Below are 6753 nucleotides of genomic sequence, written 5' to 3'. Positions count from 1 at the left end.
AGCGCCAGCAGCAGCGCCAGGCGCCGCAGCAGGCGGCCGCGCAGGCTGGCGCCGCGGCTCATGCCTCGATCGCCTCCAGCAGGTAGCCGAGGCCGCGGAAGGTGACGATGCGCACCGCACGCCCTTCGAGCTTCTTGCGCAGGCGGTGGACATAGATCTCGATGGCGTCGGCGCTGGCCTCCTCGTCCAGGCCGAACACCTGGGCGGCCAGCTGCTCCTTGCTCATCACACGTCCGGGGCGGGCGATCATCGCCTCCAGCACTGCCTGCTCGCGAGCGGTCAGGCTCAGCGCCTCGCCGTCCAGGCTGAAGCGCCGCGCGCCGAGGTCGTAGACCAGCGTGCCGCAGCGCTGCAGCTGTTCGCCGCCGAGCACGCTGCGGCGCAGCAGGGCCTTGACCCGTGCCTCCAGCTCGGACAGCTCGAAGGGCTTGGCCAGGTAGTCGTCGGCGCCCAGGTTGAGGCCGTGCACCCGGTCCTTGACCTCGCCGCGAGCGGTGAGCATCAGCACCGGCAGGGTCTGGCCGCGGTCGCGCAGGCGCGCCAGCACGGCGAAGCCGTCGAGCCGGGGCAGGCCGATATCGAGAATCGCCAGGGCGTAGTCCTCGCTGGACAAGGCCAGGTCGGCGGCCACCCCGTCGTGCAGCACGTCCACCGTCCAGCCGGCGCCCTTGAGCGCCTGGACCACGCTTTCCGCCAACTGCGGATGGTCTTCGACCAGCAGAATCCGCACCGCCACCTCCGCCTGCAGCATCGTTCGAGGCGCGCAGTGTAGCGCCGTTGCGGCTGCTGTGAATTGCCGAGATGCCAGCAGGAGGTCCGCCTGCAGACCGTCGCAGGCGACGTCAAAAAACGCTCCAGGCGTTTCTGGGTTCTTCCCGTAGTTTGGGGAAAGCGCTGGTTGACACCGGACTGGCAAGTTGGTGTGCGTATCGCTGACTGACTTAGCACTATCCATCACCGCGTCTGCTGAACGTCTGGGTTGCGCCCCTTACGGGCGCCACACCTTTCTTGCTTGCCCAAGAAAGGTGTGCCAAAGAAGGGCACCCGGCATCCGGGTTTCGCTGCGCGAAACTTCCCTCGTTCCGGTGCCGCTCCGGGGGCCGGCTTACAAGGGCCGTCCCTGGCCCTTTAAGCCTCTCGCCGCATACATGCGGCTCGTCCCCCTACGCAACACCTCCACTCGGCCTCCTGACGGGACCGGGTCGCGAGCTTGCGAAATCTCCGAAAGATCAAACTCGGCGGTGTTTAGAGTTTGGCTTTTGCTCTTCAGCTGCGATGGCACAGACGACGCTCAAGTCCCCTTCAGGAGGCCGAGTGGAATCGTCGTGGAAGGGGTTGAGCGGCATGGATGCCGCGAGAGCCGCGATGGGCCAGGGATGGCCCTTCGCGGCGTGCCCCTGGACCGGTGATGGAGGGAGGGAACCCCGGCGTAGCCGGGGCCGGATGGTGGGGTGCCCTTCTCTTTGGTTACTTTCTCTTGGGCAAGCAAGAGCTACGTAGCGAAGCGGAGTAACAGCCGCGGGCTGGCCCGCAGGGTGAGCGCAGCGAATCAAGTGACTCGCCCGTGAGGGGCGAAACCAGAACGCAAGTTCGACACGTTAATGAACCTATTCCAGAAGTAGAGAGCGCCGCGATCAGAAAGCACCAACTTGCCAGTCCGGTGTTAAGCACACCCTCCCCGCAGAAATGCAAAGAACCTTTCTGTGGCCAGCCATCCAAGCGGGCCAAGTCAAAAAACGCTCCAGGCGTTTTTTTCAGTGCTGAAAGCCTGGCGAAAGCTTGCCTCTCTAGCATCGCCTCACGGTGGCTCGATCCACCTGCTCGAGCGACCCCGCAGTGGTGCGAGGTCGCGACAAAAACAAGAATGGAGACCACAAGATGCACGCAGCCTCACGTCAGGCCCTGCCACCTGTCCGCCTGCTCTGCCTGGCCATCGCCGCTGCCGGCGCCGCCCCCCTCGCCAACGCTGCCTTTATCGACGACAGCACGGCCAGTCTGACCGCCACCAACATCTACCTCAACCGCGATTTCCGTGAAGGCACCGGGCAGAACAAGCGCGAAGAATGGGGCCAGGGTTTCTGGCTCGACGTGCAGTCCGGCTACACCGACGGCAGCGTCGGCTTCGGCGTCGACGCCATGGGCCTGCTCGGCGTCAAGCTCGACTCCGGCGGCGGCCGCACCGGCACCGACCTGCTGCCGGTGCAGGACGACGGCGGCACCCCGGACGAGTTCAGCCGCCTGAGCCTGACCGCCAAGGTCAAGGTCTCCGCCACCGAGCTGCGCTACGGCTCGCATGTACCCGAGCTGCCGGTGGTCAAGGCCAGCGACAGCCGCCTGCTGCCGCAGGTGTTCGAGGGTGGTCTGCTGACCTCCTCCGAGCTGGACGGCCTGACCTTCACCGGTGGCCGCCTGGACAAGGTGATCGACCGCGCCTCGACCAACTCCGAAGACCTGCTGCTCAACAGCAAGAACCGCCGCTTCGCCGCCGGCATCGCTGCCGATCACCTGGATCTGCTCGGCTTCGACTACGACTTCGGCCAGGGTTTCAGCGGCCGCTACTTCTACGCCGAGCTGGACGACATCTACCGCCAGCACTTCGTCGGCCTGCTGAGCAAGCACCCGCTCGGCGCCGGCACCCTGAGCAGCGACGTACGCCTGATGCTCAGCGACGACACCGGCGCGGCCAACGCCGGCAAGGTCGACAACCGCGCCTTCAACGCCATGCTCAGCTACGGCATCGGCAGCCACAAGTTCGGCCTGGGTTTCCAGGACATGAGCGGCGACACCGGCTATGCCTATATCGACGGCAGCGACCCCTACCTGGTCAACTTCGTGCAGATCAACGACTTCGCCAACGCCGACGAGCGCTCCTGGCAGGCCCGTTACGACTTCAGCTTCACCAACCTCGGCCTGCCCGGGCTGAGTTTCATGACCCGCTATATCAAAGGCAGCGACGCGCAGATCGCCGGCTCGGACGACACCGGCGGCGAATGGGAACGCGACATCGAGTTCAAGTACGTGGTACAGAGCGGCCCGCTCAAGGACCTCTACCTGCGCCTGCGCAACGCCAGCTTCCGCTCCGATTTCGCCCGCGATGCGGACGAGAACCGTGTCATCGTCGGCTACACCCTGCCGATCTGGTAACCCAAAATAAGATTCGCGAGGAGAACCCATCATGAAATCTGCCCTGACCCGTGCCGCCCTGACGGTTTCCTGCCTGGCCTTCGCCGGCCAGCTGCTGGCCGCCGAGCCCAAGCGCCCCGAATGCATCGCCCCGGCCAAGCCCGGCGGCGGTTTCGACCTGACCTGCAAGCTGGCCCAGAGCGGCCTGAAAGACAGCGGCCTGCTCAAGGCGCCGATGCGCGTCACCTACATGCCCGGCGGCGTCGGCGCGGTGGCCTACAACGCCGTGGTCGCCCAGCGCGCCAAGGACCCGGGCACCATCACCGCCTTCTCCTCGGGCTCCCTGCTCAACCTGGCCCAGGGCAAGTTCGGCCGCTACGACGAGAACGCCGTGCGCTGGCTGGCCGCCATCGGCACCGACTACGGCGCCATCACCGTGCGCGCCGACTCGCCCTGGCAGAACCTCGGCGACCTGGTCGCGGCGCTGAAGAAAGATCCGACCAGCGTGGTGTTCGGCGCCGGTGCCACCATCGGCGGCCAGGACTGGATGCAGACCGCGCTGATCGCCCGCGCCGCCGGCATCGATCCGCAGACCCTGCGCTACGTGGCCTTCGAGGGCGGCGGCGAAACCCTCACCGCCATGCTCGGCGGCCACGTCCAGGTCACCTCCAGCGGCCTCGGCGAAGTCACCCCGCAGCTGGCCGCCGGCAAGGTGCGCATCCTCGCCGTGCTGTCCGACGAGCGTCTGCCGGGCAAGCTGGGCGACATCCCCACCGCCAAGGAGCAGGGCTTCGACATCAGCTGGCCGGTGATCCGCGGCTTCTACATGGGCCCGCAGGTCAGCGACGAGCAGTTCGCCTGGTGGCAGGGCCAGTTCGAGCAGATGCTCGCCCGCGACGACTTCGCCACCCTGCGCGAGCAGCGCGACCTGTTCCCGCTGGCGCTGACCGGCGACGAGCTCAACGCCTTCGTACTCAAGCAGGTGCAGGAGTACAAGGCGCTGGCCGGCGAGTTCGGCCTGGTTCAGTAATCCGCCTGCACAACCCGCCCCCGGCCCGTCCGCTCCCCGGGCCGGGGCGCTCCCGAGGTAACCCACCATGTACGTTCGTCTGTTCTCCGCGATCTGGCTGCTGCTGTGCGCCTGGCTCGCCGTCCTCGCCTGGGGTTTCCAGGCCCCCTTCGCCTACGACCCGGTCGGCCCGCGCGCCTACCCGCTGCTGCTGCTGGCCCTGATGGGCGTCGGCAGCCTGTGGCTGGTGTACAAGCCGGGCATGCTCGAGCAACGCCTGAACCTTTCCGCCGCGGCGCGCAGCGCCCTGTGCGTGCTGGTGCTGCTGGCCTATGCGCTGACCTTCGAGTCGCTCGGCTTCGTGCTCAGCACCGCCCTGGCCACCTTCGCCCTCGGCCTGCTGTTCACCGGCCGCCCCCTGCCCTGCGCCGTCAGCGCGGTGCTGATGGGCGTGCTGCTGTACGTGTTGTTCGATCTGCTGCTGGACGTGCCCCTGCCGCTCGGCCTGCTTGAAGCCTTCGTGGAGAGCTGAAATGGAAACCCTTAACTTCCTCATGCAGGGCTTCGACGTCGCCACCCGCCCGACCAACCTGCTGGTGGCGCTGTTCGGTGCCTTCGTCGGCACCGTGGTCGGCCTGCTGCCCGGTCTCGGCCCGATCAACGGCGTGGCGTTGCTGCTGCCGCTGGCCTTCGCCCTCGGCCTGCCGCCGGAAACCGCGCTGATCCTGCTCGCCGCCGTGTACCTGGGCTGCGAGTACGGCGGACGCATCTCCGCCATCCTGCTCAACGTGCCGGGCGACGCCGCGGCGATCATGACCACCCTCGACGGCTACCCGCTGGCGCGTCAGGGCAAGGCCGGCATCGCCCTGTCGCTGTCCGCGGTCAGCTCCTTCATCGGCAGCATCATCGCCACCTGCGGCGTGGTGCTGTTCGCCCCGCTGCTGGCGAAATGGGCGGTGGCCTTCGGCCCGGCCGAGTACTTCGTGCTGATGATCTTCGCCATCGCCTGCCTCGGCGGCATGGTCGGCGACAAGCCGGTCAAGACCCTGATGGCGGCGCTGATCGGCCTGGCCCTGGCCACGGTCGGGGTGGACTCGACCACCGGCGTGTACCGCTTCACCTTCGACAGCGTCAGCCTGTCCGACGGCATCCAGTTCGTCATCGTGGTGATCGGCTTCTTCAGCGTCAGCGAGATCCTGCTGATGCTGGAGAAGACCCATGGCGGGCAGAAGGCGGTCAAGGCCAGCGGGCGCCTGCTGTTCAACTTCAAGGAGTTCTGCCTGAGCTTCTGGACCATGATCCGCAGCGCCCTGGCCGGCTTCGTCATCGGCACCTTGCCCGGCGCCGGGGCGACCATCGCCAGCGCCATGACCTACATGACCGAGAAGCGCCTGGCCGGCAGCAAGGGCCGTTTCGGCGACGGCGACCTGCGCGGCCTGGCCGCCCCGGAAGCGGCCAACAACGCCTCGGCCTGCGGCTCCCTGATCCCCATGCTGACCCTCGGCGTGCCGGGCTCGGGCACCACCGCGGTGATGATCGGCGCGCTGACCCTGTACAACATCACCCCCGGCCCGCTGCTGTTCGAGCAGCAGCCGGACGTGGTCTGGGGCCTGATCGCCTCGCTGTTCATCGGCAACGTCATCCTGCTGGTGATGAACATCCCGATGGTCGGCCTGTTCTCGCGCATGCTCAGCGTGCCGAACTGGGTGCTGGTGCCGGCGATCACCGTGGTCAGCATGGTCGGCGTCTACGCGGTGCACAGCACCACCTTCGACCTGGTGCTGATGATCGTGCTCGGCGTGTTCGGCTACATCCTGCGCAAGCTGGACTTCCCGCTGTCGGCGCTGATCCTCGGCTTCGTCCTCGGCGAGCTGATGGAAGACAACCTGCGCCGCGCGCTGTCGATCTCCGCCGGCGACCTGGGCATCCTCTGGGGCAGCCCGATCACCCTGGTGCTCTGGGCGCTGGTGGTGCTGATGCTGGCCCTGCCGGGCATCCGCTGGCTGCGCCGGCGCAAGCAGGTCAAGGCGCAAGCCGATGCGGCTACCGCCTGATCTGTGGGTGACGCCGCTGGCCGGTGCGGCCGGCGGCTACCTGGCCAGCCTCGCCGGCTGGCCTTTGCCGTGGATGGTCGGATCCTTGCTGGCGGTGATCGCCCTGCGCTGCATCAGCAACCGCGCCTTCAGCGAACTGCCCGGCGGGCGCAAGGCCGGCCAGTGGCTGGTGGCCAGCGGCATCGGCCTGCACTTCACCAGCGAGGTGCTGGCGCAGGTCGTCAGCCACCTGCCGATCATAGTCGGCGGCGCCTGCGTCACCCTGCTGCTGAGCCTGATCGGCATCGCCATCCTGCGCCGCGGCGGCGTCGACCGCGCCACTGCGTTCTTCGCCAGCATGCCCGGCGGCGCCAGCGAGATGGTCAACCTGGCCCTGCGTCACGATGCCCAGCCGGCGCGCGTGGCCGCCGCCCACAGCCTGCGCCTGCTGCTGGTGGTACTGCTGATTCCAGCGCTGTTCACCTGGAGCCTGCCGGCCGTCGACGCCCCGCCGGCGGCCAGCAGGACGAGCAGCCAGGCCCAGTCCACCTGTGCCGCCGGCGGGGCGTCGACGCGGCTGAAACAGCC

At 67.7% G+C, this 6753-nt stretch carries 6 protein-coding genes; 5 read left to right on the top strand and 1 reads right to left on the bottom strand.

Annotation, left to right across the window (positions count from 1 at the left end):
* Positions 1-58 precede the first annotated feature (58 nt).
* Complete coding sequence (locus N878_RS09875) at positions 59-730, bottom strand: response regulator (protein WP_031302970.1); 672 nt, start codon at positions 728-730, stop codon at positions 59-61.
* A 1148-nt stretch (positions 731-1878) separates the two neighbouring features.
* Between N878_RS09875 and N878_RS09870 the strand changes: the two genes are divergently transcribed.
* The 5 genes from N878_RS09870 to N878_RS09850 form a co-directional block, all read left to right on the top strand.
* Complete coding sequence (locus N878_RS09870) at positions 1879-3144, top strand: OprD family porin (RefSeq protein WP_021443500.1); 1266 nt, start codon at positions 1879-1881, stop codon at positions 3142-3144.
* Positions 3145-3175: 31 nt separating this feature from the next.
* Entirely contained in the window at positions 3176-4153 is a 978-nt protein-coding gene (locus tag N878_RS09865) for a tripartite tricarboxylate transporter substrate binding protein (RefSeq protein WP_021443499.1), read from the top strand.
* 67 nt (positions 4154-4220) lie between these two features.
* Complete coding sequence (locus tag N878_RS09860) at positions 4221-4664, top strand: tripartite tricarboxylate transporter TctB family protein (RefSeq protein ID WP_021443498.1); 444 nt, start codon at positions 4221-4223, stop codon at positions 4662-4664.
* A 1-nt stretch (position 4665) separates the two neighbouring features.
* Complete coding sequence (locus N878_RS09855) at positions 4666-6186, top strand: tripartite tricarboxylate transporter permease (RefSeq protein ID WP_021443497.1); 1521 nt, start codon at positions 4666-4668, stop codon at positions 6184-6186.
* Positions 6170-6753 (top strand): AbrB family transcriptional regulator (locus N878_RS09850; protein WP_021443496.1); only part of this gene is annotated, 584 nt, incomplete at its 3' end. The genes N878_RS09855 and N878_RS09850, both read left to right, overlap by 17 nt.

The sequence above is a fragment of the Pseudomonas sp. EGD-AK9 genome, assembly GCF_000465935.2.
GTDB lineage: Bacteria > Pseudomonadota > Gammaproteobacteria > Pseudomonadales > Pseudomonadaceae > Aquipseudomonas.
Note: the sequence above shows the minus strand (reverse complement) of the source record. Positions and strands in the feature narration are given on the sequence as shown.

What these genes read in the sequence shown, in the direction of transcription:
- N878_RS09865 (WP_021443499.1), top strand. Translation starts at nt 3,176, where the DNA reads ATGAAATCTGCCCTGACCCGTGCCGCCCTGACGGTTTCCTGCCTGGCC.
- N878_RS09860 (WP_021443498.1), top strand. Translation starts at nt 4,221, where the DNA reads ATGTACGTTCGTCTGTTCTCCGCGATCTGGCTGCTGCTGTGCGCCTGG.
- N878_RS09870 (WP_021443500.1), top strand. Translation starts at nt 1,879, where the DNA reads ATGCACGCAGCCTCACGTCAGGCCCTGCCACCTGTCCGCCTGCTCTGC.
- N878_RS09855 (WP_021443497.1), top strand. Translation starts at nt 4,666, where the DNA reads ATGGAAACCCTTAACTTCCTCATGCAGGGCTTCGACGTCGCCACCCGC.